This window comes from Allolucifera butyrica, from assembly GCF_900476375.1.
Classification (GTDB): domain Bacteria; phylum Bacillota; class Negativicutes; order Sporomusales; family UPPP01; genus Lucifera; species Lucifera butyrica.
Genome location: NZ_UPPP01000116.1, coordinates 31,227 through 55,803, shown reverse-complemented (window position 1 = coordinate 55,803; position 24,577 = coordinate 31,227). Strand labels below are relative to the sequence as shown.

The 24,577-nt window shown below is 50.1% G+C and carries 24 protein-coding genes; 2 read left to right on the top strand and 22 right to left on the bottom strand.

Translation table 11 applies throughout. The features are described 5' to 3' along the window. Positions 1 to 133: 133 nt before the first annotated feature. Entirely contained in the window at positions 134 to 1,054 is a 921-nt protein-coding gene (locus LUCIF_RS22655) for a decaprenyl-phosphate phosphoribosyltransferase (RefSeq protein ID WP_122630094.1), read from the bottom strand. Between the two features lie 388 nt (positions 1,055 to 1,442). On the opposite strand from LUCIF_RS22655, the gene LUCIF_RS22650 reads away from it, so the two are divergent. Further along, on the top strand, positions 1,443 to 2,393 hold the full coding sequence (locus LUCIF_RS22650) for an IS110 family RNA-guided transposase (RefSeq protein WP_165866123.1): 951 nt from the start codon (positions 1,443 to 1,445) through the stop codon (positions 2,391 to 2,393). Positions 2,394 to 2,881: 488 nt separating this feature from the next. Here the strand turns inward: LUCIF_RS22650 and LUCIF_RS22645 are convergent, their stop codons facing one another. The 4 genes from LUCIF_RS22645 to LUCIF_RS22630 all read right to left on the bottom strand — a co-directional run bounded on the left by LUCIF_RS22645 (position 2,882) and on the right by LUCIF_RS22630 (position 6,989). Then, positions 2,882 to 4,159: an S-layer homology domain-containing protein gene (locus LUCIF_RS22645; RefSeq protein ID WP_122630092.1), complete on the bottom strand. Its 1,278-nt coding sequence runs from the start codon at positions 4,157 to 4,159 to the stop codon at positions 2,882 to 2,884. A gap of 317 nt (positions 4,160 to 4,476) precedes the next feature. Then, entirely contained in the window at positions 4,477 to 4,893 is a 417-nt protein-coding gene (locus LUCIF_RS22640; protein WP_122630091.1) for a RuvC family protein, read from the bottom strand. Between the two features lie 138 nt (positions 4,894 to 5,031). Continuing rightward, entirely contained in the window at positions 5,032 to 6,171 is a 1,140-nt protein-coding gene (locus LUCIF_RS22635) for an S-layer homology domain-containing protein (protein ID WP_122630090.1), read from the bottom strand. A 509-nt stretch (positions 6,172 to 6,680) separates the two neighbouring features. Then, on the bottom strand, positions 6,681 to 6,989 hold the full coding sequence (locus tag LUCIF_RS22630) for a hypothetical protein (protein WP_122630089.1): 309 nt from the start codon (positions 6,987 to 6,989) through the stop codon (positions 6,681 to 6,683). Positions 6,990 to 7,171: 182 nt separating this feature from the next. Here LUCIF_RS22630 and LUCIF_RS22625 point away from each other — a divergent pair, with 182 nt between their 5' ends. Further along, positions 7,172 to 8,047, top strand: a complete 876-nt coding sequence (locus tag LUCIF_RS22625) for a LysR family transcriptional regulator (RefSeq protein ID WP_122630088.1) — start codon at positions 7,172 to 7,174, stop codon at positions 8,045 to 8,047. A 13-nt stretch (positions 8,048 to 8,060) separates the two neighbouring features. On the opposite strand, the gene LUCIF_RS22620 is transcribed toward LUCIF_RS22625, so the two are convergent. The 17 genes from LUCIF_RS22620 to lpxA form a co-directional block, all read right to left on the bottom strand. Continuing rightward, positions 8,061 to 9,311: a DUF3084 family protein gene (locus LUCIF_RS22620; protein WP_122630087.1), complete on the bottom strand. Its 1,251-nt coding sequence runs from the start codon at positions 9,309 to 9,311 to the stop codon at positions 8,061 to 8,063. Positions 9,312 to 9,435: 124 nt separating this feature from the next. Then, positions 9,436 to 10,524, bottom strand: coding sequence for an LptF/LptG family permease (locus LUCIF_RS22615; protein WP_122630086.1), 1,089 nt, complete (start codon positions 10,522 to 10,524; stop codon positions 9,436 to 9,438). A gap of 138 nt (positions 10,525 to 10,662) precedes the next feature. Next, on the bottom strand, positions 10,663 to 11,382 hold the full coding sequence (gene lptB / locus LUCIF_RS22610) for an LPS export ABC transporter ATP-binding protein (RefSeq protein ID WP_122630085.1): 720 nt from the start codon (positions 11,380 to 11,382) through the stop codon (positions 10,663 to 10,665). Between the two features lie 64 nt (positions 11,383 to 11,446). Continuing rightward, entirely contained in the window at positions 11,447 to 11,806 is a 360-nt protein-coding gene (locus LUCIF_RS22605) for a four helix bundle protein (protein WP_122630084.1), read from the bottom strand. Positions 11,807 to 11,893: 87 nt separating this feature from the next. Then, complete coding sequence (locus LUCIF_RS22600; RefSeq protein ID WP_207858326.1) at positions 11,894 to 12,616, bottom strand: LptA/OstA family protein; 723 nt, start codon at positions 12,614 to 12,616, stop codon at positions 11,894 to 11,896. Further along, the gene (lptC, locus tag LUCIF_RS22595; protein ID WP_165866122.1) at positions 12,613 to 13,173 is read right to left on the bottom strand and encodes an LPS export ABC transporter periplasmic protein LptC; all 561 of its coding nucleotides are present in this window, start codon (positions 13,171 to 13,173) and stop codon (positions 12,613 to 12,615) included. Before lptC ends, LUCIF_RS22600 begins: the two co-directional genes overlap by 4 nt. Continuing rightward, complete coding sequence (locus tag LUCIF_RS22590) at positions 13,145 to 14,092, bottom strand: lysophospholipid acyltransferase family protein (protein ID WP_207858325.1); 948 nt, start codon at positions 14,090 to 14,092, stop codon at positions 13,145 to 13,147. Before LUCIF_RS22590 ends, lptC begins: the two co-directional genes overlap by 29 nt. Then, the gene (locus tag LUCIF_RS22585) at positions 14,089 to 14,631 is read right to left on the bottom strand and encodes a KdsC family phosphatase (protein WP_122630081.1); all 543 of its coding nucleotides are present in this window, start codon (positions 14,629 to 14,631) and stop codon (positions 14,089 to 14,091) included. The genes LUCIF_RS22590 and LUCIF_RS22585 overlap by 4 nt, the downstream gene beginning before the upstream one ends. Beyond that, positions 14,631 to 15,602 carry a KpsF/GutQ family sugar-phosphate isomerase gene (locus tag LUCIF_RS22580; protein ID WP_279386985.1) on the bottom strand — a complete coding sequence of 324 codons (972 nt, stop codon included), beginning with the start codon at positions 15,600 to 15,602 and terminating at the stop codon, positions 14,631 to 14,633. Before LUCIF_RS22580 ends, LUCIF_RS22585 begins: the two co-directional genes overlap by 1 nt. 14 nt (positions 15,603 to 15,616) lie before the next feature. Continuing rightward, entirely contained in the window at positions 15,617 to 16,441 is an 825-nt protein-coding gene (kdsA, locus tag LUCIF_RS22575; protein WP_122630079.1) for a 3-deoxy-8-phosphooctulonate synthase, read from the bottom strand. 98 nt (positions 16,442 to 16,539) lie between these two features. Next, positions 16,540 to 17,271 carry a 3-deoxy-manno-octulosonate cytidylyltransferase gene (kdsB, locus tag LUCIF_RS22570; protein WP_122630078.1) on the bottom strand — a complete coding sequence of 244 codons (732 nt, stop codon included), beginning with the start codon at positions 17,269 to 17,271 and terminating at the stop codon, positions 16,540 to 16,542. Between the two features lie 55 nt (positions 17,272 to 17,326). Further along, a complete protein-coding gene (gene lpxK, locus LUCIF_RS22565) occupies positions 17,327 to 18,484 on the bottom strand; it encodes a tetraacyldisaccharide 4'-kinase (protein WP_122630077.1) in 1,158 nt (385 codons plus the stop codon). 24 nt (positions 18,485 to 18,508) lie between these two features. Further along, positions 18,509 to 19,810 carry a 3-deoxy-D-manno-octulosonic acid transferase gene (locus LUCIF_RS22560; protein ID WP_122630076.1) on the bottom strand — a complete coding sequence of 434 codons (1,302 nt, stop codon included), beginning with the start codon at positions 19,808 to 19,810 and terminating at the stop codon, positions 18,509 to 18,511. Positions 19,811 to 19,833: 23 nt separating this feature from the next. Beyond that, positions 19,834 to 21,564 carry a lipid A export permease/ATP-binding protein MsbA gene (msbA, locus tag LUCIF_RS22555; protein WP_122630075.1) on the bottom strand — a complete coding sequence of 577 codons (1,731 nt, stop codon included), beginning with the start codon at positions 21,562 to 21,564 and terminating at the stop codon, positions 19,834 to 19,836. A 24-nt stretch (positions 21,565 to 21,588) separates the two neighbouring features. Beyond that, positions 21,589 to 22,737 (bottom strand): lipid-A-disaccharide synthase, encoded by a 1,149-nt coding sequence (gene lpxB / locus LUCIF_RS22550; RefSeq protein ID WP_122630074.1) that lies wholly within the window; start codon positions 22,735 to 22,737, stop codon positions 21,589 to 21,591. A gap of 119 nt (positions 22,738 to 22,856) precedes the next feature. Then, positions 22,857 to 23,660 (bottom strand): LpxI family protein, encoded by an 804-nt coding sequence (locus tag LUCIF_RS22545; protein WP_122630073.1) that lies wholly within the window; start codon positions 23,658 to 23,660, stop codon positions 22,857 to 22,859. A gap of 17 nt (positions 23,661 to 23,677) precedes the next feature. Beyond that, complete coding sequence (gene lpxA, locus LUCIF_RS22540) at positions 23,678 to 24,502, bottom strand: acyl-ACP--UDP-N-acetylglucosamine O-acyltransferase (protein WP_122630072.1); 825 nt, start codon at positions 24,500 to 24,502, stop codon at positions 23,678 to 23,680. Between the last annotated feature and the right edge of the window lie 75 nt (positions 24,503 to 24,577).

The following is a 24,577-nucleotide window of genomic DNA, read 5'->3' as shown; positions in this document are numbered from 1 at the left end:
TTCACCAACAGTCCAGTTCTGCTGCCTTCGCTCCATGACTCTAAACCTTCAAATTCTATTCTAATTTTACAACAAGTTTGACTAGTTGGTCAATCTGGTTGCCCTAAATTTCGTCAACTATTTTAATGCTAAATTAGCCCCATATATATTGAATTCCCGCTACACTGACCGCCCAGAGGAGAACGGCGGCCAGCAGCGGCCGGTCTTCGAACAGTACTTTTTCCGGCGCCCCGCCCTGATTCCGGCTATGCACCAGATAAAGATAACGGAACATGCCGTAAATAACAAACGGGACCGTACCCATAAGTTCAACCGGTTTGCCGCCGGAAATGGTATACAAAGCATAGCTCATAATGACGGCGGTTGTCACAATGCCATTGAGTTGATCGAGAAATTCTATAGAGTAATCCTGTAAAACCTGACGATGGCCGCCGCGGCTGTCCGCCAGCAGGAATACTTCCTGCCGCCGTTTGCCAATGGCCAAAAAGAGCGCCAGCAGCAACGTACACAAGGCAAACCAAGCTGTAACGAGACGGTCAATCACAATCCCGCCGGCTACCGCCCGCAGGACAAAACCTCCGGCAATGGTCATGACATCAATAATGATTAAATGTTTAAGCCATACGGAATAGGCCAGACTACTCATAAAATAGAGCAGCACGATCCCGCCAAAAGCGGTATCCTTGTAGAAGGATAGCCCGATTGCTATCAGCAAAATAAGAATTCCGCCGCCCAACCCGGCGCGCGGATGCAGCCGTCCCGAAGCGATGGGCCGTTTCGCCTTGTCCGGGTGCAGCCGGTCCTTTTCCCGATCGATATAGTCATTGATGACGTATACGCCGCCGGAAACCAAACAAAAAAGAAGAAATGCCATGGCGGCATCCAGCCACTGCACCAATGAAACCTGGGCAATGGAAAAGAGCAGAGCGGCAAATACCAGGCCGTTCTTGCTCCATTGCCTGGGCCGCAGGCATTCGATAAAAGCGGCGCACTGACGCAACAGCAGCGATTTTCTCAATTCTCTTAATTCTTTAACCAATTCTATGCTTTGCATCGGTTCCCCTCATTCTCTGTCTCGTTATAGCCTTATTTTATTCTACGGGAAACGGGATCATTCATCAACAAGAAAAGTATAATTCTGTCTTTATTGCGGTTCATATTAAATCAAAAAGCTCAAGATTGCCGCACTCCACTTCGTTACGTTCGCAACGAACATGAAAAGATTTCATAGACAGAACTGAAAAGCCAGCAACTTGGGGATAATTGGAATAGAGAACAAATAGGTTGTTGTCATTCTGATGGTTTAAACCTCGTTTCGCAACGTAACTAGGACTGACCTTGAGTACAGACAATTGCCAGTTTTACTGCGGTTGATAATCTTCATAAAGATTTCGGTCAGTCCCAATTGTTCTCTTCCAATATTCAAGTAGGATGTGATGTTTATGGAAACTCTTTATTCTTGTTGCTGCGGTCTTGATGTTCATAAAGACACTGTCCAAGCCTGCATACTCAAAGGCGATGTTCACGAAGAACCAGAAAGCGAACTACGTAAATTTTCTACCCTGCGTAATGATCTTATGAATCTCGTTCGATGGCTTAGCGACAATGCTTGCACTCACGTGGCAATGGAAAGTACCGGTGTGTATTGGCAACCCATTTACGAAGTTCTAGAAGAGTATGGAATCCAAATTTATCTTGTCAATGCCAGATATATGAAAAATATGCCTGGACGAAAGACGGATATTAAAGACTCCCAATGGATTGCCGATTTACTCAGACATGGTCTTTTAAAAGCTAGTTTTGTTCCTGATAAGTTCTTCCGTACCTTTCGTGAATATACACGAACATACAAAAACCTAAGTGATGACAGAGCCGCTTTAGTGAATCGAATTGAGCGTTTTTTGCAATCAAGAGGTTTTAAATTGTCTACCGTGTTAAGTGATATCCTTGGAGTGACGGGGCGTAATATTTTAAAACACCTCGTTAAACATGGTCAGATTAGCTTGCCACAGATAGTTAGCCTCATTAAAGGAACGACTAAACATTCTCCGGAGGAAATAGCTCTGGCGGTAAACGGTACACTTAGCAAAGAGCAACGTAATCTTTTGGCTCACCATTTACGGCATTTAGATTCTTTAGATGAACTTCTAAAGAACTTATTGAAAGATACCTGCCAGTTGATTGAACCATATCAGAAACAACTTAACCAACTCACGTCGATTCCCGGAATTAGCGATGTTACAGCCCTTGGATTGCTAGCGGAAATTGGTGTTGACATGTCAAAGTTTGCATCGTCAGAGCATCTTGCTTCCTGGGCTGGTTTGTCACCGCGCAACTGCGAAAGTGCAGGTAAAAAAAACAAACGCGGGTCATGCCAGGAAATCCCTATATAAAAAGATTACTTTGTCAATGTGCATGGGTCATTTCAAGAACGAGAAAAAACCAACTCAATTCGTGGTTCTGGAGTAGAAAACCACGGTTAGGAACCAAGAAGGCCACCATCGCTGTATCACGTAAGTTGCTGGTAACTATTTACGCTATGTTGAAAAATGGAACTCTATATGACTACGACTATGCCGCGAATAGAAGGGTACACATATCTGAGAGCATCTAACGTGGATTAATAAAACGAATATCTCATTAATAATTACTAGTTCAACCTAGCTTTGTTTTCTTATGCCCTTTTTAAGGGGGCTTTTCTTGATAATGACACCGTTACGTAGTTTATCATTGCGAACGAAGTGAAGCAATCCCGCATTCACGAACTCGCCCATTAACCGTGCCCACCCATATCTCCGGTAATATAATAAAGTAAAGAAATACAGGAACCAAGGCAACAAAAAACCCGCTAACTGAAGTTAGCGGGTTTTTCTTGTTGTGTTTAGAAGAAGAATTCAACCTGAGCACGGAAGACATTAGCGTCGTTATTGTCGGTAATAGTCTTGCCTTTCAGGTAGAAAGCCTGGAATTTGGTGTTCAGCATCGGCACATAATCGAAGCCTAATTGAACCCCCTTAATGTCACGAGCATAGTCCCAAGTGGAGTCGATTTCAGAGTTTAGAGGAATCTTACGGTAGTTGGCAAAAATATCATAGGAACCAACGGTTTTCACATCGGCAGCTTTGTATTGCAATTGAGTGAAGTAACCTTTATTGCTTTGATTAGCAATGTCAATGTTGGATTTAGCATAATCAGCCATAAAGCTCCAGTCATCAGCCAACTTGGTGTCAAAACCGGCTTCAAGGTAGTTAGCAGTTTTGTCATAGGGAGCAGCACCAGTAACGCTATATCCGCCTACACGATGATAAGCAGCTTTAATATTGGTAACAGGAGAAGCTGCAAGATCAAATTCAACAGCACGGTAGCTAGGATAGTTAACTGCTGCAGCGTTGGTAGCATAGTTACCAAATTGCGGGAAGCCCAAAGCAGTGGTAGAATCGGCCAAACGACCAACAGCAATCCTGGTTTTCAGAGTATTACCAAATTGGAATTGAGCACCAGTCATGTTATCATCGATAATCAGACCATAAGCAGCAAAGGGGTTGAATTTACCAAGAGTCAGAGTACCACCAAAGGCCTTGCCCTGAGCATAGATTCTGGTAGCAGGATCAGTAGCATCAACTGCACCAGTATTGGTAAATCTGTTAGCTTCGTATTCAACCTTGCCAACCCAGTCCGGGTTGATTTGAGCCGTAGCCCACATATCAACATAAGAATCGCCAGCAGTGCTATGAGCGCCTGCAGTAGTGCTAGAACCGGCTTGGCTCCGGCTATCATAACGCAGACGGACTTCGCCGCCCCATTTCACGTTGTCAACTTTGTTTTCCAAGTTGGAAACGCGAACGCCGAGGTTGTCAAGTTCTTGCGAGAATTCTGTGGACAGTTTCTCAATAAGAGCTTTGTCCTGAGCGCTGGCTTTATCTTGGTTAGCCATAGCTTTAGCTACGATTTGAGCCATTTCATAACGGGTCAGGGTTTTGTCGCCACGGAACGTGCCGTCGCCGTAACCGTCGATTACGCCGTCAGCAGCCAGTTTGGCAACTGCGCCATAAGCCCAGTGTTTCGCAGGAACGTCTACGAAAGGATTGGCAGCAAAGGCAGTACCGGCGATGCCAAGTACGAAAACCAATGCCAGAGTGATAATTAAACTTTTTTTCATTTGTTTTCCTCCCTAGGTTTGTTTTTTGATTTATCATGAGCCCCTAGGCAAGGAACAAAAACTGAGTGTCCTTGTTTCCTCAATTATATATCCTTGTCAAAGAACTCATATCTTAGCACCTACTTCAAGAACCGCTCCGGGTAACCTAGAGTGCACCTCCTTTCCTCACCCTTGGTCCTCTTCAGTGAAAGATCAGTTGGAATGTCCAGTCAGGTTTAGTCCCCGACCTTCACTATGTATATTATTCTATATTAAGAATATTATTCCTGCCTGTTTGGGAAATTTTTTTAAGTTTTTTTTAAGTTTGTTATGATTTGTTAACATGAATTGGAGCAAAAATAGCGTTCCGCCAGGATCACCGCCACATAATCGTCAATGGGCACCGGCGGCACCTGCATTGTAACTGGGATTAACCGTTTCCAGCCCCGGGGCGGATTTTCCCGCCAATAACGGGAGCGGGCCATTTCACTGGTATGATGTTCATCCACACGCCGTACCCGCAGCGCTTCGCCCTGCACGGTAAGTCCGGCGAGGGTCCGGGCTGTTTCCGCCGAATAGGTGCGGTCTCCGAGGATCACGGTGACGGTCTCATATTCATGGGCCAACGCGGTCACAGCGGTTGCCAGGGCCGCCGTCTCCACCACCTGCCGCCGCAGCGCTCCCTGCGTCCGGTGAACGACAGCCACACCGCATTTGGCCCGGCCCGGGTCTACGGCTACCACTAAGTCTTCCATAGGGCTAACCTCCACAGGAATATTCTATTCCGATTCCGGAAAATGATTCCTCGGCTATGTTTTATTTTAACACTTCCGGGGAAAAAAAGAAAGAGGACACCGCAATGGGCGTCCTCTCAGGGATTGCTTGATATCTTCTTAGAACTTCACGTTAACGTAAGCGGAAGTGTGTTTCGGCAGGTTGTCAAAGTTTTGGTATTTCACAGTCAGACCCACATTTTTGTCAAGGGTTTTGTCATATTGGTATTCCATACCTTTGATTGCCGTGCCGGAAGCGATCGGGTCAATGTCGGAAGCCATGGTTGACCAAGGAGTATAGGTGGAAGCGGCAAGGTCTCTGTAAGTGGCCGACAGACCCAGTTTGTCAAATTTCACACCGTATACTTTACCGGTTTCGCCGGTGGTGTCATTTTTCAGGTATGAAGCATTGGCCGTTACATTCTTAATCAGACCAAAGGAAGTGTTGGCTCCGTAGAGAGTGGTACCGGCAGTGTCATCTTTGGTGTAATCCAGACCCAATTTGGCAATGCCAATATTGGTGTTGTATTCACCGGCATAAACACGGTCGCTGTTTTTGTTAAGAGCAAGCATTTTCAGGTCGCCGATTTGAGTACCGAAACCAGTCATTTGCGTATCGGCAATCAAACCGTTATCCAGGTAAACGTCCTGACGGCCTACCGTATTGTCGAAGCCAAGAGCTTTGAAGGATACGTTGGCAGTATCAAGAGCAATAGCTGCATTATGGCTGCCTGCTACCCCTGTGCTGCTGTCGTTCGAGAACATATCCACGTTGCCGGAAGTCAGACGGGCATTGAAATGCACGTTGTCGCTGATTTTGCCGTCGAAAGTAATGCGGGCCCGGAAATCAGCTTTGTTCGAAGTATTTTCCGAATCGCCGTAACGCATACGGGCATCGCCGGAGATTTTCACCATGTTGTCCATTTGATCTTGCAGACCGTCGACTTTTACACCCAGGGTGTTCAATTCAGTAGCATACTCTTTGGACAGCCGATCTACGGTAGCTTGTTGTTCCGGATTCAGATTTTTCGTCATAGCCTTGGCTACGATTTGAGCCATTTCATAACGGGTAATCGGTTTATCGCCGCGGAATGTGCCATCGCCATATCCGTCAACGATCCCTTCCTGAGCCAGTTTGGTTACTGCGGCATAAGCCCAGCTATGGGTAGGAACATCGGAGAACGGATTCGCGAAAGCCGGTACAGCGAAGGCTACTGCTAATGCAGTCGTAACAGCCACTTTCAGAAGTCTCTTTTTCACAGAAAATCCCCCTCATAAAATTTAATAAATTTTTGTTCGCGGGTGTTGCCACCGGTATCGCGGACAATCCGCCAGGGGGACGGCTGATATGAGTTTCCACGTTTCCTCATAGGCTCATCCCTGCCAGTCAAATTCTCTTTGATATCCCTGCCGCTTTTTGCAGGTTTATAGTTTACATAATTCGACGATGCTTATCAATCTCCTTCTACTTACACCGTGGTAAATATCGGTATAATATTGATTGACTGATTAGTCACGTCGTGTCAAAAAAATTATATACTTTACATAATCATTTTGACATTACTATAGATTCGTTAAAAGGAGTGAGATTCCTGCTTATGATAGTATGTAGATACTGGGAAAAAGAAGGCGCTTGGCTCAGGGCACGGGGCGCGTGAAGGAGGTGGCATTGGACTAAGATCTCGTATAAAAAAAGTAACAGGATGTCTCAGCAATAATTGCTGAAACATCCTGTTATTTTTGCCAACCTGCTTTTTTAGGAATTACTGCTATCTTGGTTCTTTTTGGCCTGTTTGCCCGCCATATCGCGCCGGATAGTCGCACGGATTGTCTATTTGGGCAATTACCCGTCCCGTATTCAGCTCAATGGTTTGTGTATGGGCCACTAGATCTTTGTCGGTACCAGTCAGCCAGGAATGTGTCGCAAACCCCAATTCCGGATATTGCCGGTCAAGGACAACCGGCTTTTCATTCAGCATATTCGCAGTACTGGCCGGTTCCACCGACGCAAAACAAGGGGCAGCCGCCGCCAAAATCAACAGAGATGTCATAAATATTGTAAAAATGGATTTTCTCATTTTATTTTCCTCCTTTTATCTATCAGGCTATTTATTTTATTATTGGAATTAACCATGCGCTTCTTTTCCCTCTCAGCAGGTTTGTTATAATTATAACAAAAGATAAATTATATAAAAAATACCAAAAAGCTCTAATCATTATATCCAATTTATTATAATGATTAGCAAAGGAGTTCTGGTTTATGGACATCAAACGGCTTCAATATTTCCTGACGGTTGCTGAAGAGAGGCAAATTACCAAGGCTGCCGAACGTCTTCATATGGCCCAGCCCCCGCTTAGCAAGCAATTAAAACTATTGGAGAATGAACTGGGGATATCTCTGTTTAAACGCGGCGGCAGCCGGAAAATAAAATTAACGGAAGCGGGACATTTGCTGCAAAACCGGGCGGAGCAAATTTTGTCACTGGTTGCGCAGACGGAAAAAGAAATTAATGATTTGGTAAAAGGAAATAAAGGAACGCTGACTATTGGCATCATGACGGTGTGGAGTGCAACCTTAGGCATGACTCTATTGATGGAACGGATCCGGCAATTTCATGAACGGTATCCCAATATTAACTTTCATTTACGGGAAGGCAGTCCGGCTAAAATCGAAGAGTTTTTGCATAATGGCGTCATCGAAATTGCTATTACCCTGTCACCTGCCGATTCAGCTCTCTATGAGACGGTGCCGCTGCCCGGCGAATCCATTACGGCGGCCTTCGGACCAGGCTTTGATTTGACACCGGATGATCATATCTCTTTGGCCGGCCTTGCCGACAAACCCTTAATCATATATGGCGCCTACGAAGAAATCTTGTTAGGATATTTCCGGGAACGCGGCTTTACCCCGAGAATTATTTGCCGGCATGAGGATATCCGGTCTATGTTGTTATGGGCCAATACCGGACTTGGCGTAGCGATTGTCCACGAATCGGCTGCCTGTCTTATGCCCGGCAGCAATCTGGTTTTTAAAAAAATCATCGAACCACAGTTATCAATCAAGCCAATCGCCATCACCTGGATGCGAAACCGGTATTTATCATCGGCGGCCCGGCATTTCATCAACATGTTATAAAAAAAAAGAGCAGCTATAAGCTGCTCTTCACGCGGATATCGACTTTTAACGGGCCGATGGTATAAACATTATTCTGGGTAACAGCGGTCAGTACGACCTGGCCGCCGATGCGGCGTACCCGGTTTACGGTATCGAAGAGTTCAGCGCCGGACATGACTCCCACCGTTCCCTTGAGCGGATCCGGTAAAATGCCTTGTTTGACCGCAGAAGCATTGACTTTCTGCAAAAACTGAATCACGGCTTCTTCCGCCTGTTTCCCGTCATAGCCTACATCGACTGTTTCCGAATAGACTACAGCGCCTTCTTTATACACCAGGCGATTCGGAAACAGGTCGATCCGGCCGATAACCGGCTCCCCGTAAATAGTATTGCCGCTGGAAGAAATCCGTACAACCACATCCTCCGAAGCGGAACTCAGCGCCGTTACAACCTGGTCAAAGTCTGACCGGGCGATCCATAACACTTCCAGTTTTTTATCTTTTACTTCCAATTTGTCCGCAATGATCCGGTTCGCCTGATAAACCAACCCGGCCAGCGCCTTTTCCGTTTCCGCCCGCGGCTTGCCGCCCGGCAGAACACCGGTCATCAGCACCTCACCGGCCCGGAAGACAACGGTTCCTTCCCGGACAAACTGAATGCCGTTTTTCAATTTACCCGTTAAATCATTCAAGCGGTCCACATCACTCTGCAGGGTGGTCTTCGCCTGGTTCAGGTCGTTGACCCGCGTATCCAGTTCTGTTTTTGTCTTTTGCAGCGCCTGAATCTCACTTTGCGCTTTAGTCAGGTCCCCCTTGGCCAGTGCATAATCGTTCTGTACCGTGGCCAAGGCCGCAGCGGTCCGGTCCCGTTCGGCTGTTACCTCCGTCAGTTCACCGGTAATTTCCGCCAGCTTGGCCGCCGTATCTTTGATCTTAGCCGTCAAAGCGGAATACTCCTTGGTTTTAGCCGCCAACTCCGCCCGGTTGGTTTCCAATTCAACACTCTTGGCCCTTACTTCCTGCGACAGCGTATCCAGCTGCGCCCGCAGCGCTTCCATCCCGAACAAAGCGGTCCGCACATTCTGGGAGGTAAGCGTCAGGATACCAAGGGTTGAGGCGGCAATTAAAATGCCGGTGATGACGGTTACCACAATCGATGTATGCTTGGGACGCAGGCCGAAAATCGTCAGTTTCCGCTTGCCCACTTTGGTGCCGAGCTTATCGCCGATATAAGCGATGGCTCCGCCCATGACTACCAGGACCGCAATCAAAGCCAAACCATACATTGGTATCCCTCCTTTCATTTTCCGGGCTCAGAGCGCAGGGCTCTTGGCACATGGGAAAGAATATACCCCAGCTTCAGTGCAGAAAATAGCGAGATTCAATTCAAGAGCCTTGCGCCGTCTTTTCTTATCTTGCCGCTCTGCGGACCAGGAGACCGCCTGCAATCAGGGCGATGATGTTGGGAATCCAGGCGGCCCAGACGGCCGGGATGGCGCCGCCCTGTCCGAGCGCCGTGGTAAAGGTCATAATGGAATAGTAAATAAAGATCACGATAATACTAAGTCCAAAGCCGATGGAGGAACTGGAACGGTGCGGCGACAGGCCTAGTGGCGTGCCGATGAGAGCAAAGACCATGCTGGCCATGGGAATGGAAAGACGCTGCTGCAGTTCCACTTCGTAATCACTGGTATTCATATATTCCCGCCGCAGGGCCTTGATTTGTTGTTTCAATTCTTTAATCGTCATTTCCTCCGGTTTTTTTTGTTCCAGGGAAATGTTCGCCGGCTTTTTGTCGAGCGGCATAACCTGTTCATCAAAATGCATGGTGCGGGCAACGCTGCCGCCGGTCGTTAAATCATGAACAACGCCGTTGTACATGATCCAGCGGTCCTGCTGCCAAACCGCCCGTTCCGCATTTTCCACCCGGGTCAGATTGTCATTTTCAAATTCCTGAATGGTAACGCCATACATGCTGCCTGTCGTTTCGTCGTAGCGGCGTGCGAAGGTCAGCCGCCGGATATCCCCTTGGCTAATGTCTTTAATCACAATGTATTCCTGAGACTTGGGACGTTCATTCTTTTGAATCTCATAGTACACAGTATAATTATACGCCGCATTGGCGGCCGGAACCAGGAATTCATGAAAAGCGACCGCAAAAATACTGACTAAAAAGGCTGCTGCGATAACCGGAGCCGCCAGGCGGTAGAAACTGATCCCGCCGGATTTCATTGCCGTAATTTCACTGGTGCTCGATAACCGTCCAAAGGCCAGGAGCGCCGCCAATAACATGGACATGGGAAAGGTTACAACGACAATGCCGGGCAGGCTGTAGATAAACAGTTTCAAGACTTCGGTAACCGATGCTCCATATTGAGTGATATACTGGGCAATCCGGAAGAGGGTGCCTGTGCCGATAAAAATGCTGGAAAAAGCCCCTACGCCCCAGAAAAACGGCCCAAACAATTCTTTTAAAATATATTTATCTAATATGCGCATGCAATTCTCCCAATTTCATGTGATCGGCGTGCCGGGCGTCTACGCTTTAGCCCCCCGCTCGACACAAATTGATATCTGCTTCTCCGAGCCTGCTTAAAAAGCACATCTGCATCTTTTTAAGCAGGTTCTCTCCAATCATTATAACGTAAAGTTGTCTCCCAAGTAAAATTTCCGGGCAACTTCACTGTTGGAAATCGTATCGCTGTCGCCGGATATTAAAATTTGCCCTTCGTTAAGAATATAGGCGTTGTCTACAATGCTTAATGTTTCCCGGACATTGTGGTCGGTAATTAAAATCCCGATGCCGCGTTCCCGGAGATAGGTGATGATTTCCTGAATATCGTTCACCGCGATGGGGTCTACGCCGGCAAAGGGCTCGTCCAGCAAAATAAATTTCGGATCCGTCGCCAGGGAACGGGCTATTTCCACCCGCCGCCGCTCGCCGCCGGACAGCTCGGACCCCTTGCGCCGACGCACATGGGTGACGTGGAACTCCTCCAGGAGGCTTTCCATCTTTTCCTTCCGTCCCGCCGCGGCCAGACTGGTGGTTTCCAGAATGGCCATGAGGTTCTGTTCCACGGTCAGTTTGCGAAAGATTGACGCTTCCTGCGGCAAATAGCTTAGTCCGAAGCGGGAGCGCCGGTACATGGGAAACGCCGTCACATCCTGGCCGTCAATAATAACTTTGCCGGCATTCGGCTCTTCCAGACCGACAATCATATAGAAGGTGGTTGTCTTACCGGCCCCGTTCGGCCCCAGCAAGCCCACAATCTGACCCTGGTCCACCCGCAGGCTGACCCCGTCAACCACATTGCGTCCCTTATAGGTTTTTACCAAGCCGTTTGTTTCTATATACATTTGCATACCCCTTTTATGGCTCTTGGCTCAGGGCGCAGGGCTCGAAAAAAACAGAGAACGAGCTCTATGCCTTTTCATTTAATTTTTTCCGCAGCGAACGGATTTGTTTGCGAACGGCTTCACATTGTAATAGTACTTTTTCAATATCTATATTATAGCAACGTTTCGCCAGTTCTAGCTGCGTTTCCAATTCGCAAAGGCTGCCATGAGCGATGTCCAGAAAATAGTAAAATTCTTTATCCCGGTTGCGTCCCCAGCCTTCCGCAATATTGGACGGTACCGATATGGAACTGCGTCGGATCTGCATACTAATGCCATAGAAATCCTGTTTCGGAAATTCCTCACTCATTTTAAATACGGCAACAGCTAAATCCATTGCATCTTGCCATACCCGTAAAGATTTAAATCCTTGTTGTTCACTCATACATCTGATTCCTTATCAAATTTGGGTAAAAACCCAGTACCAAGAACGGGCTTACGCCATGCGCCCCGAGCCCTGCGCTTTGAGCCATCACTGTGGTGTGACAACGAGTTGGCTGCGGCCTTCGGAGTCCATTTTTTTGTTGTCAAGGTAGATGACCAGTCTGTTGCCGGTCAGAACGTTGCCTTGCTGTACGGCCCGGGCGTTGCCCGAGAGAACGACTTTGCCTTTTTGGCCGCCGTTGCCGTAGTACACGGCTTGATCGCCGGTAGCATCCAATTGACGCTGCTCGCTGACGATGTGTACCGAACCGGTGGCTACGGCCCGGTTTTCGGCGGTGAAGGCTTCAATTTTGTCCGCTGTCATAACCGAATCGGCGGTTACCAGTTTGCCGTTTTGCGGCACAATGGCATACTGTTTGTCCACATAATACTCCATGAGCGGTCCGTACAGGGTATCTTCGCCTTTTACCAAAACAACGTTGCCCCCCGTGGCCACGATGTGATTATCCTCGAAGGAGCGGACCTCAGGCGCCGTCAGGGTGGCATCGTCCTGCACCACTTTGACTCCCCCGGATACTTCAGCTTCCTTGGTTTTCGTATTATAAGTGGCACTGGTGCCGGTCATAACGGCGTTACCGCGAGTTACTGTCACCACACCACCATTGGCGGTCATAACTCCCTGCGCCGAATCATATTCAATTGTATCGGCGGCTAACTCCACCGGCTGGGATTGCTGGGCGGCATCCATTTTGGCCGCCATACTCAGGGAAAACAATATTACAAATGGTATAATCCATAATTTACGCTTCAATTCGATTCCCCTCCCTTACGGACCAGTGCATGGCCCTTAACTCTAATCTTTTGCATATCGGCATCACTGTCAATGGTATCGCCGGTCATCACAAGGTCGCCGCGTGTCCAGCGCACATTACCCGTGCCGTAGAAATGGCGTTCCTTGGCAATATATTGAATCTGCCGGACCGTAAAGGTATCCCCGTCGGTGGAGGTTGCCTTTATATCCCCTTCCAGCTTCATATTTTTCGTCTTCATGTCCATTGTGCCTTGCGGCGCAACCAGGTTGACTTTACCGCCGTCCTGTTTATAAAAGACGGCTTTAATATTTTTCATAACGGCCGTATTGCCGTCCTGGGTCATCTCAATCGAATCGGCGCTTATATCCCATACTTTCTTGCCAGCGTTTTCTTCCGTAATGGTATTGCCATTGAAGGATGCAACTACTTTGGGGCCGGTTTCAGCCTGTTGCGGCGGCTGCGGCGAAGGCAACGGCACATCTTTCAAAAAATAATAGAGCCCGCCCGCCAGCAGCAGCAGGATACAACTAATCACTACGTATGTAGTTTTTTTCATCCTGCTCACCTGCTTTCTCTTGATATTGTGTGGCCCACCGTTTTTGAAACCAGATCCATTCATCCGGATACTGCCGGATGATATCTTCGATAATTTGGGTCAAACGGGTCATAAAAGCGGCTATATCTCCGGACTCATGACCGCCTTCATATTTCAGCGGCGGATAAACCATAATCCGGTGCCCGCCTTCCGGCTTACGGACAATAAACACGGGCACAACCGGCACCTGCAATTTCTGGGCGAAAACAGCCACTCCCGTATGGGTTGAAGCGGGCTTGCCGAAAAAGTCAATAAATATCCCTTGCCGGCCCGCATCCTGGTCGGAAAAGAAACCGACCACTTTTCCCCGTTTCAAGGCTTTGATTACGCCCACGACTTCGCTGGTGCCGCGGGAGTAGACTTCGATGCCGGCCCTACGCCGGTATTCGTTGAGCACTTTGGTATGCTGTTCATTGGGCTGTTCACGAATAATGCTGGCAACGGGAAAACCATACAGGGCCAAGGCGGCTCCCAGCCACTCCCAGTTGCCCATATGAGCCGCCAATACGGCTACGCCTTGGCCTTGGGCCAGCGCGTCGTCGAGATACTGCTTATTTTCAATCATAACATAGTTTTGAATCGTAGCCGGGGTCAGCACCGGCATATAAAGAACTTCCAAAAAAGTCTGCGCAATTTTGCCAAATGAACTGCGAATCACACTCTCAGCTTCCTGCCGGGAAAGTTGCATACTTTCCTGAATTTGTTTGAGCGCCCTGTCCCGCTGACGGGGTGCGAAATGATAATATAATACGCCTAATTTACGCCCCAGCCATAGGGTCGCGCCATACGGCAGCATACATACCAGACGGCTGATTCCTTTGATCATATAATACTGCCAGTTTATCGCCGACACTCCCCTTTTGGATATTGGATGCGTCACTGCCGCACTTCTTTGACGCCCTTTGTGTAGGCGGCCACGACAGTTTCCCATTTTTCCTGGGCTTTGAGAATAAATTCGATAATTTCCCGCACGCCGCCCCGGCCGCCTTCCCGGGAAGCCACGTAATGAGCAGCAGCCCGGACTTCCGGCACCGCGTTGCCCACGGCGCAGGCCAGACCCACCCGCGTTAATAGCGGCAGGTCGTTCAGGTCGTCGCCGACATAAGCGATTTGGTTAGCGGTTAGGTTGTATTTTTCTTTCAATCCGTCAAAGGCGGCCAATTTATTGGCGGCTCCCTGACAAAGATCACTTATTTTCAGCTCGGCAACCCGTTTTCTGACCATCTCCGACTCCCGCGCGGTAATAATAGCCGTCTTCAAACCGGCTTTATGGGCCGCTGCGATGCCAAGGCCGTCATGAACATGAAATGCTTTTAGCATTTCCCCGTCAGGGCCAAAGAAAAGCTGCCCCCCGGTTAAGACTCCGTCGACGTCGAAAATAAGCAGTTCGACATTTTTCGCTCGAGCCTTACTATCCATTATACCACTCCTTGACGTAATAAGTCAGTAAGGTGAATAATGCCAATTGCCCGGCAGGTTTCATCCACTACCGGCAATACGGTAATCGGCCGGGGTTTGTTATTCTCCATCACATGCAGGGCGAATGCCGCCAATTTGTCTTTGGTAATGGTGCGGGGCGTCCGGGTCATAATGGTATCAACGGGTTTGTTGAGAAAATCAAGGCCCTTCTCCAGTCCGCGCCGGATATCGCCATCGGTAATGATTCCCGCCAGGGTTCCGTCGTCATTAATGACGGAAGTTGCGCCCAGTCCTTTGTCGGTAATGACAAACAGGGCTTCTTTCACTGTTTTATCGAGGGTAACCACCGGGTTTTCCCCGCCGGCATGCATAATATTTTCCACGGTAAGCAGCAATTTGCGTCCTAACGAACCGCCGGGATGATACAAGGCAAAGTCGTCGGGCGTAAATTTACGCGAGGATAAGAGGGCGATTGCCAGGGCATCGCCCAGGGCCAGCATCGCCGTCGTACTGGCAGTAGGCGCCAGGCCTAAAGGACAAGCCTCTTGTTCTATTCCGGCGTCGAGAAAGATTTCGGCGTTACGCACCAATGTCGAATCTTCCCGGCCGCAAAGCGCGATAATCGGCGCGCCGATCCGCTTCAGGGTCGGCAGAATGCCGAGAATTTCCGACGTCTCGCCGCTGTTCGACAAAGCTAGGATACTATCTTTGGCGGTAACCATTCCCAGGTCACCGTGAATGCCTTCGGCCGGATGGAGAAAGAAAGAAGGCGTGCCCGTACTGGCCAGGGTGGCGGCAATTTTCTTGCCGATAATTCCCGATTTGCCCATGCCGGTCACAATGATTCTTCCTTTACATTTCAGTATCATATTCACCGCCCGGGTAAACTCCCCGTTAATCCGCGGAATCAACGCTTCAATAGCAGCCGCTTCTATCGACAGAACCTTACGTGCCTGTTCTACAATCATGATCGAAACCTCCCACCTTATCTGTGTTTTCGGGCAATGCGGTCGATTTCCAATACGTCTTTCAGTAAATCTTCCAGTTTGTCCAGATATATCATATTGGGTCCGTCGGAAAGGGCTTCTTCCGGGTTATCGTGAACCTCCATGAACAAGGCATCCACACCGGCGGCTACGGCGGCCCGCGTCAGGTAGGGAATAAATTCCCGTTTGCCGCTTGACGCCGTGCCGGCGCCGCCCGGTATCTGAACAGAATGGGTCGCATCGAAAACGACAGGATAGCCGAAAGAACGCATAATCGGCAGGGACCGCATGTCCACAACCAGATTGTTATAGCCAAAGCTGACGCCCCGCTCGGTAAGCAAAATACGCTCGTTGCCCGCCTCCCGGATTTTATCCACCACATTCTTCATATCCTGGGGCGCCAAAAACTGGCCTTTTTTTACATTAATGACTTTACCGGTGCAAGCGGCTTTGTATACCAGATCCGTCTGCCGGCACAGAAAAGCCGGGATTTGGAGAACGTCCAGCGTCCGGGCCGCCGGCTCAATCTGGTTCACACAATGAATATCACTCAATACCGGTACGCCAAGCTCTTTTTTGATATCAGCCAGGATGGATAATCCCGCTTCCAGACCGGGGCCCCGGAAGGATTGATAGGACGAACGGTTGGCCTTGTCAAAGGAAGCCTTAAATATATAGGGAATTCCCAGGCGGCCGGTAATTTCTTTCACCGCCCGGCCGATTTTAAGCGTCCGCTCGGCCCCTTCAATCACACAGGGTCCGGCAATCAAAGCAATGGGATTCTTCCCTCCCACTGCGATGGAACCAATGTTAACTGTATGCATGGTAATAACCTCCGTTATAAAAGATGGCGCAGGGCTCGGGGCCCAAGGCGCAAAAGATGGCTCAGGGCTCGGGGCTCAAGGTATGACGAAGCCTTGCGCTAAGAGCCCTGCGCCACGATTTCCCGTACCCGGTCCAGGTCTTCCGGGGTGTCGACGCCGATTGACTGAAAATCGGTTTTTAAGACTTTAATGCGGTAGCCGTATTCGAGGGCTCGCAGTTGTTCCAGGGATTCGGTTTTTTCCAGGGGGGTGGGTTTGAGGGCGGCAAAGGCCAGAAGAAACTCCCGGCGATAGGCATAGATACCGATATGCTTATGCACTGTAAAGCCGTCCTGTTTCACCCGGGGATAGGGAATGAGGGAGCGCGAGAAATAGAGGGCGAAGCCCTGGCGATCGGTCACTACTTTTACCGCCGCCGGATTGTTATATTCTTCTTCCTCCATCTCCGTCATCAAGGTGGCCATTTTCAGACCGGGGGCATGATCAAATGCAGCGGCCAGTTCATCAATGACTTGCGGCGCAATTAAGGGTTCGTCGCCCTGGACATTAATGATAATCTCCGCCTCAGGATACGATTGGGCCACTTCCGCCAGACGGTCGGTGCCCGTCGGATGGTCGGCCGACGTCAGCATAACATTCCCGCCAAAGGATTTAACCGCTTTATATACTAACTCGTGGTCCGTCGCTACCAATACTTTATCCGGCCGTTTGGCCAGCATGCACCGCTCATATACATACCGGATCATCGGTTTGCCGGCTATATCCGACAGCGGTTTTCCCGGCAGCCGGGTTGAAGCATACCGGGCCGGAATGACACATAAAATCTTCATTGCTGCAATGCCTCCTGTCCCACTTTTCGCAATCCTCTGTCATTCGACAATAATTCTACTTGCTTAATGCCCGTTTAATGAGCTCGGTCAGCATGGGCTGGCCGTCAATAAATTCCACGGTCATATTCAGAACGTAAAGCGGCAGCGGACGGTCGGAATGAATAAATTCGGCCGGAATCTTAACCGCATCTTTTTCGGTCGTAACCAGCGCACAAAGCCCGTTGTCAACGGCTCTTTGCATAATAAACTGCATTTCCGCCATGGTATAATCATGATGGTCCGGAAAACGCACGGTATCAGCCAGTTCCGCCTTCAATTCCGCGATGGTCTGTTCAAAGGAAGCCGGATTGCCGATGGCGGAAAAGGCCATTACTTTTTTGCCCTTAATATCGTCCAGAGCGATTTGGTCCGGCCGTACTCCTTTATACCATCTTTCGATCTCAATAAAACATTGCGGGCTATGCGTGCTTTCGGCAACCAGCGCTGACGGATTATAGCGTTCTAAAGTCTGCCGGATCATTTCCCGGTTGCCATTGGTCGACTGGTTGACTTTGGTCAGAATAAACGCGTCAGCCCGGTTTAAATTACGCAGCGGCTCCCGCAGCGTCCCCCGGGGTAACAGGTAGCCGTTGCCAAACCGGTTAATACTGTCGATTAGGACAATGTCGAAATCCCGGGCCAGCTGCCAATGCTGGTAGCCGTCATCCATAATAATGACATCGGCTTTTAGCTGCTTGACCGCATAATCACCGCTGACCGAACGGTTTTTGCCAATTACCACGGCTACCCCCGGCAGGTTTTTAGCCAGCAGGTAGGCTTCATCCCCGGCTTCCGCCACGGACATGTAAATTCTGCGCCCGTCGGAAACCAGCCCGACGTCTTCTTGCCAGCCGGCGCGATAGCCACGGTTGAGAATGACTACCCGGTAACCCATGTCGCGGATGGCCAGGGCCAGACGTTCGGCCGTCGGCGTCTTACCGGTACCGCCGACAGTAATGTTGCCGAGGCTGATTACCCGGCAGGGAAGCTTACGCTGCCGCAAAAGACCCCATCGATAAAGACTGAGTTTCACTAAAACACCCCAGGTGTATATGACCGATAAACCCCGCAGAACCGCCAGCATCATACCGGCGAGACGTCCTTTTTTCTCCCCGTGAACCAGTTCATATAAATATGTCAGCAAATCTTCCAATTGATCTTCTAATTGGCGCATAGTTGCTCCGCCTTTAATATAATATTAAGGATTCGCCTGTTTCCGGTAAACGGCCTCAATATAAGACACGCTTTTTCCTGCGGCGCCGCGATTATCCTCAATCACCCGCAGCGCATTGGTTCCCATTTGCCGGCGAAGCTCCTCATGTTCCAAAATAAATAACGTTTTTTCCGTCAGTTCGGCGGCGTCCTGCACGGTATCACAGGCTTCTTTGCCGGACATCAGGGCATAGGTTTCTTTAAAATTAAACATATGCGGCCCGACCAGAATCGGTTTACCGTGGGCCGCCGGTTCCAGGATATTATGTCCCCCTGTCGGTACCAGGCTGCCGCCGACAAAAATAATATCGCCCAGACTATAGATTTTGCCGAGCTCGCCGATGGTATCAAGGAGCACTACATCATGCTTTGAATCCGGCTGTCCGTTTAATGCCGTACGCCGTACGGCGCTGAGACCGGCTTGCTCGCTCAGTGTCTGAATCTCTTCCACCCGCAGGTAATCCCGGGGAGCCAAAATCAATTTGGCGGCCGGATAGGTTTCCTTTATTTTATTGAAAGTCTCCAGAACGGCTTCTTCTTCCCCTTTGTGAGTGCTGCCGGCTACCAGTATGGGAAAGCTGCCGGTCAGTCCGAATTCGCTCTGCAGCCGTTTCTTTTCCGGTTCCCCTACCGCAGTATAGGTTTGATCAAACTTGGTATTACCCGTGATGATCACCCGGCTGGGGTCGGCCCCCAAACGGACGATATATTCCGCATCGATGGAAGACTGCATGCAAAACCAGGTAATGGTATCCAGCATGTCTTGCAAAATGCGCCCTAAGTGGCGATAGCGCTTCACACTTTTATCGCTGATCCGGCCGTTTACCATGACGACAGGAATACGATAAGACCGGGCGGCCCGCAGAAAATTAGGCCATAACTCGGTCTCCACCATGGCAAAGACGCCCGGCCGGATCCGCCGGATTACACTGATACCCAGCCAGGGCAAATCCAAAGGGAAAAAGATAATGCTGTCGGCTTCGGGCATAATCCGTTTAGCCATGGCATATCCCGTGGCCGTGACCACCGAAACCATGACGGGAACATCCGGCATTCGCCGCTTAAGTTCTTTTAAAATGGGACTGGTCGCTACAATTTCCCCCACCGAAGCCGCATGCAGCCAAACACAATTTTGCCTGGCCACCGGCCGCAGGTCTTCGTTCCGTAAAAAACCAAAACTCTGGCGCAGCCGTTCCCCAAAGCCCACTTCCCGTATCAGTCGTACGATAAATACCGGCAGGGCCAGGACCACCAGTATAATTGCCACTAGATTATACACGAATTGCATGCACATACCCCATTTCAGCCAGGTCAGGCTTCTTTAATGCCAAACTGCACTTGGTATAGTTTGCTGTATAAGCCGCCGGCCGCCAGCAATTCCTGATGGGTTCCCCGCTCGATAATTTTTCCTTTTTCCATGACCAAAATGGTATCGGCCCGTTGAACTGTGGACAACCGGTGAGCAATTACGAAAGAGGTACGGCCAATCATTAATTTGTCCAGCGCTTCCTGCACCAATTTTTCGCTTTCCGTATCCAGCGCCGAGGTCGCCTCGTCCAGAATCAGGACACGGGGATTTTTTAAAATGGCCCGGGCAATGGCAATCCGCTGCCGCTGTCCACCCGAAAGTTTCGAGCCCCGTTCGCCAATTTGGGTTTCATAGCCGTCGGGCATGCCCGTAATAAAGTTATGAGCATTAGCCGCCTGCGCGGCAGTAATGACTTCTTCCCGGGTTGCCTCCAAATCGCCGTAGAGAATATTTTCATAGACCGTACCGTTAAACAGTACCGTCTCCTGCGGCACTATGCCGATTTGGCGCCGCAGGGATTGTAAGGTAACTGTTTTTATATCCAACCCGTCAATGCGGATGGTCCCGCCGGAAGGGTCATAGAAACGGGGAATCAAATTGGCAATGGTTGTTTTGCCTGCGCCGCTCGGACCTACGATGGCTATCATCTGGCCCGGCTTGGCCTCCAGGTTTATATCATGCAGCACCCGTTCCCCGGTCCGATAGGCAAAATCTACCTGCTGAAAGGCTACATGGCCGGTAATGGCCGGCAATTCAACGGCTTCCGGCAAATTCTGTATTTCCGGTTCAGTGTCCAAAACGGCGAAAATCCGCTCCGCCGCCGCCATGGCCCGTTGAATATTGCCGTAGACCCGGCTTAAGCGTTTCATCGGATTAGACAAATTGACAATATAGATCAGATAAGCCATCAACGAACCGGTCGTCAAATGTCCGGTAATCACCTCCCGGCCGCCGAACCAGACAATAACAGTCACTCCTAACGCCGCCAAAAATTCAATCAGCGGCGTTAGCGTGGCCATGAGCTGGGCGATCTTCATTTGCGCCCGGAAGTTACTGTAGTTTTCCCGGCCAAAACGCTCTATTTCATATTCTTCCCGCCCAAAGGACTTAATAACCCGCACGGCGGAAATGGCCTCCTGCAATACGGCGGTAATATCGGCAATCCGTTCCTGGTTATTGGTACTGGCCCGTTTCACTTTGCCGCCAAAAATGTTAATGGTCTGTGCCACCAGCGGCATGGTGATAAACGTCAGCAGGGACAGCTTCCAGTCAAGATAGAACATGGCGGCCATGGAACCGATTAAGGTGGTAGCCTCGGTGACCAGTTCGATGACATTATCCACCAAAGCGCTTTGTACAGCCGCGACATCATTGGTAATATAACTCATGATTACCCCGGTCTGCCTTTTTTCAAAATAGGACAGGGACAAGCGCTGCAAATGCCGGTATATCCCCGCCCGGATATCGATAACCACTTTTTGACCGACATAGGACATGAGATAGGTCTGGCCGTAGAAAAAAATTCCCCGCAGTAAATAGATCCCCGCAATGCCGCCGGCGATCAGATTCAACATGGCCATGTTTTTTGTCGCCAGCACGTCGTCAATGACATCGCGGATGATCCACGGCACGTATAAATTGGCGCCCGCCGCCACCAATATGCAGACAAGAGCCAGCAGCAGCCGGGAAATATACGGTTTTACATAACTTAATAGACGCAGATAGATGGTCATACTCCCTCCATAGCCTTTACAATATCATTTTTCATCCCGGGCTTCTTCCGCCACTTCTAAAATCACTCCCGCGACCCGGCCCACGGCACCGGTCTGACCCAGTTTGTTCCGCACTTCCGTCAAATCTTGCCGGACCCGTTTTTGGCATTTTTCCTGCCCCAATATGGCAAGCGTCTCCCGGGCGATGTTCTCCGGATTGGCATCATTCTGCAAGAGCTCCGGCACAATCCGCCGTCCGGCTACAATATTCGGCAGGCCGATATGCGGAATCTTCACTAAGAACCTGGCTAAAAAGGCTGTCAGTGCCGCCGTTTTATAGATGATTACGGTCGGCACCTGCATCAGCGCCGCTTCCAGGGTTGCCGTGCCGGAAGCGGCAATGGCGCCGTCGGCGATGTGCATCAAATCATAGGTGTTGTCCGTAGTTAATTGTACCGGCACCCGGTATTGTTCTATCTTATTTTGCAACATTTCCCGGGAAATTGTCGAAGCAATGGGTAGAAAAAACTGGCAATCCGGCACTTCCCGGAGTATTTTTTCACTGGCCGCCAACATGACCGGCAGCAATTTTTCAATTTCCTGCCGGCGGCTTCCCGGCATTAACAGTAAAACCGGACGGGCCGGGTCGGCGCCAAAATGGGCATACGCTTCCTGTTTCGACATTGCCGGTTGGACAATATCCAGCAGCGGGTGCCCGACAAAGGTGACATTGGCCCCCGCCTCGCGGTATACTTCGGCTTCAAAAGGAAAAATTGCCGCGATCCGGCTGACAAGGCCGGCAATTTCTTTGGCCCGGCCTTTACCCCAGGCCCAGGCCGACGGACTGATGTAATATACGATGGGAATTCCCCTGGCTTTGGCCGCCTTGGCCAGACGGGTGTTAAATCCCGGATAGTCGATAACTACCAGCACATCGGGCCGCTCCTGGTCCATAACGCCGGCCAGCCGGTCCCGCAGCGCAAAAAGTTTGGGCAGGCTCTTGACGACCTCCACCAGTCCCATGACGCCTAAGTCCGCAATATCGTAGACAATTTCCACCCCGGCGGCCTGCATTGCTTTACCGCCCATACCGAAAAGCCGGATATCCGGTTCGAGCTGCCGCAGCGCCTCAGCCACCCGCGCGCCGTTCAGATCGCCGGAAGCTTCTCCGGCCGAAATCATAATTTTGTGCATACAGCCGCCTCCAGCCTAAACAAGTAGCACTTGGTAATGAACAACCCGGCCCAGGTAGCGTACGAGCCACTACGAAGTGCCAAGCGCCAAGCGCCAAGTGCCAAGTATATTTATAGAATTTACATCGCCACAATTGTTATTCCGTTTTTTTCAGCCAATTCAAGCACTCTTTCCCGGTCGACAAGGAGCGTCTTGCCGGCTTCTAACACCAAAGCCACGGCACCGGCGTCAATCATCGCCCGCAATGTATCCGGACCAACACTGGGTACGTCAAAACGCAGGTCCTGCTCCGGTTTAGCCACTTTGGCCACGGTAACACCCCCGCGTCCCAACTGACCGCCCCGCCGGATGCAGGCGTCGGTTCCTTCGATGGCTTCCACAGCCATCACCGCTTTATTCTTAACTACAACGGTTTGTCCAATATCCAGGCCGCCAATTTGCTTGGCCATGTGGAAACCAAATTTCATATCTTCCTGCTCCGCAGCCGTCGGCTGCCGGCCGGTTAATACTCCGGGCGCCGGCATCAGAGACCGGATAAGCGCCGTCTGGTCCAGCACGCGCATCCCTGCGGCCATAATTTCCCGCACCAGCGCCAGCATAATGGTATCGTCGCTGCGGTCAGGCAAAGCCGCCAGTAATTTCTGCATGCGGACATCCGGCCTGGTTGTGCCGCTAAATAGCAGCTCTTTGGTTACCTTGCCCAGCATGGTCACTTCCTGGGCCTGTTCTTTGTGCAATGTAGTCAAAATAGTATCCAGTTCGCCGGCGCTGATCGTATAAAACACGTCGGCCGCTGTCGCTAATTCTTCATCAATGCCCGGCACAACACCGATGGCGATCACGGTAAAGCCCATGCCGCGAGCGGCACGGGCAAAAGTTACCGGCAATCTTCCAACGCCGGCAAGAAGACCAATTCGTTTCATGCTACCAGACTCCTTCTCTATGCTTCTACCGTATCTTTGCGGCCGCGGCAAATTCCGCGTTCGGCGTTGCGCAAAAAACGGAGCAAATGTTCCACTTCGTCACAGGATTCCAGATCCTGTTCCATAACGGCAATTGCCTGGGCCAAAGTCAGGCCGGAACGGTATAAAATCCGGTAGGCCCTTTTCAAATTGCGGCGGGCAATATCGCTCATTCCCGCCCGGGAAATTCCCACATTGTTCAGACCGGCTACCTTCGCCGGATGCCCGTCGACAATCACGAACGGCGGCACATCCTGAACCACTTTGGAGGCTCCGCCAACCATGGCGTTGCGGCCGATTTTCACAAACTGGTGCACACCGGCCAACCCGCCGATTACCGCACGGTCTTCGACAACCACATGGCCGGCCAGGGTGGCCGCATTGGACATGACCACATGATTACCGACAATACAATTATGCGCTACATGGGTGTACGCCATAAGCAAACAATGCGACCCAATCCGGGTTTCCTCACCTTCCCCGGTGGCGCGGTTCACCGTGGCAAATTCACGAATTTTGGTATAGTCACCAATAAACACATAGCTTTTTTCGCCGCGGAACTTTAAATCCTGCGGCTCTGCGCCGATAGAAGCCCCCGGATAGATTACAACATTTTTGCCGATGCTCGTCCAACCATCTATAACAACATGTGCGCCGATCTGGGCGCCATCACCAATTACAACATGTTCACCAATTACGGCGTATGGCCCGATTTCCACATCCTTACCGATACGGGCGCCGGGATGAATGACTGCTGTTTCATGCACTTTTCGAATCGGTATTACAACTGTTTCCGGCTTCATCAGCACATCAACTCCTTCTTTTCAGAGTACATTCCTGTATTATTTCTTCCGTTACATATAGTCCGACTAGCCAGT

Coding starts and splice junctions, on each gene's coding strand:
- LUCIF_RS22655 (WP_122630094.1), bottom strand. CDS start 1,054: ATGCAAAGCATAGAATTGGTTAAAGAATTAAGAGAATTGAGAAAATCG.
- LUCIF_RS22650 (WP_165866123.1), top strand. CDS start 1,443: ATGGAAACTCTTTATTCTTGTTGCTGCGGTCTTGATGTTCATAAAGAC.
- LUCIF_RS22645 (WP_122630092.1), bottom strand. CDS start 4,159: ATGAAAAAAAGTTTAATTATCACTCTGGCATTGGTTTTCGTACTTGGC.
- LUCIF_RS22640 (WP_122630091.1), bottom strand. CDS start 4,893: ATGGAAGACTTAGTGGTAGCCGTAGACCCGGGCCGGGCCAAATGCGGT.
- LUCIF_RS22630 (WP_122630089.1), bottom strand. CDS start 6,989: ATGAGAAAATCCATTTTTACAATATTTATGACATCTCTGTTGATTTTG.
- LUCIF_RS22625 (WP_122630088.1), top strand. CDS start 7,172: ATGGACATCAAACGGCTTCAATATTTCCTGACGGTTGCTGAAGAGAGG.
- LUCIF_RS22620 (WP_122630087.1), bottom strand. CDS start 9,311: ATGTATGGTTTGGCTTTGATTGCGGTCCTGGTAGTCATGGGCGGAGCC.
- LUCIF_RS22615 (WP_122630086.1), bottom strand. CDS start 10,524: ATGCGCATATTAGATAAATATATTTTAAAAGAATTGTTTGGGCCGTTT.
- lptB (WP_122630085.1), bottom strand. CDS start 11,382: ATGTATATAGAAACAAACGGCTTGGTAAAAACCTATAAGGGACGCAAT.
- LUCIF_RS22605 (WP_122630084.1), bottom strand. CDS start 11,806: ATGAGTGAACAACAAGGATTTAAATCTTTACGGGTATGGCAAGATGCA.
- lptC (WP_165866122.1), bottom strand. CDS start 13,173: ATGAAAAAAACTACATACGTAGTGATTAGTTGTATCCTGCTGCTGCTG.
- LUCIF_RS22585 (WP_122630081.1), bottom strand. CDS start 14,631: ATGGATAGTAAGGCTCGAGCGAAAAATGTCGAACTGCTTATTTTCGAC.
- kdsA (WP_122630079.1), bottom strand. CDS start 16,441: ATGCATACAGTTAACATTGGTTCCATCGCAGTGGGAGGGAAGAATCCC.
- kdsB (WP_122630078.1), bottom strand. CDS start 17,271: ATGAAGATTTTATGTGTCATTCCGGCCCGGTATGCTTCAACCCGGCTG.
- lpxK (WP_122630077.1), bottom strand. CDS start 18,484: ATGCGCCAATTAGAAGATCAATTGGAAGATTTGCTGACATATTTATAT.
- LUCIF_RS22560 (WP_122630076.1), bottom strand. CDS start 19,810: ATGCAATTCGTGTATAATCTAGTGGCAATTATACTGGTGGTCCTGGCC.
- msbA (WP_122630075.1), bottom strand. CDS start 21,564: ATGACCATCTATCTGCGTCTATTAAGTTATGTAAAACCGTATATTTCC.
- lpxB (WP_122630074.1), bottom strand. CDS start 22,737: ATGCACAAAATTATGATTTCGGCCGGAGAAGCTTCCGGCGATCTGAAC.
- LUCIF_RS22545 (WP_122630073.1), bottom strand. CDS start 23,660: ATGAAACGAATTGGTCTTCTTGCCGGCGTTGGAAGATTGCCGGTAACT.
- lpxA (WP_122630072.1), bottom strand. CDS start 24,502: ATGAAGCCGGAAACAGTTGTAATACCGATTCGAAAAGTGCATGAAACA.